1 protein-coding gene is annotated in these 429 nt (G+C 69.5%); it reads right to left on the minus strand.

The annotated features are described in order from the left end of the window. Positions 1-429, minus strand: a 429-nt coding sequence (locus D7X12_RS43625; protein WP_167509144.1) for an FtsW/RodA/SpoVE family cell cycle protein, incomplete at both ends; no start/stop codon positions are given.

Consider the following 429-nt stretch of genomic DNA (forward strand, 5'->3'; position numbering starts at 1 on the left):
ATGCGCGACTGCAGGCGGCTGGTGCCACGTGCGGCGCTCGCTGCAGCGGACGCGGGTGCGACCGGCTCGGCACGCATCGGCACGCTGGCGTCCACCGCTGCGGCGGGCTTGTCCATCGGTTCGGCCGCGGCGTCTTCGGCGCCACCGATGCGCACGGCCTGGCGGCGCTCGGCGCGCTTGAGTTCATACGACACGCGCAGCAGCAGGCCCATCGCCACGCAGGTCATCAGCACCGACGAACCGCCGGAGGAGATCAGCGGCAGGGTCAGGCCCTTGGTCGGCAGGATGCCCAGGTTCACGCCGATCGAGACGAAGGTCTGCATGCTGATCCACAGGCCGATGCCGAAGGCGATGTAGCCGGAGAAGTGGCGCTTCATTTCCACGCAGCGCATGCCCAGCCAGAAGGTGCGGCCGACCAGCAGCGCATAC

The sequence above is a fragment of the Corallococcus sicarius genome, from assembly GCF_003611735.1.
In the GTDB taxonomy this organism is placed as follows: domain Bacteria; phylum Myxococcota; class Myxococcia; order Myxococcales; family Myxococcaceae; genus Corallococcus; species Corallococcus sicarius.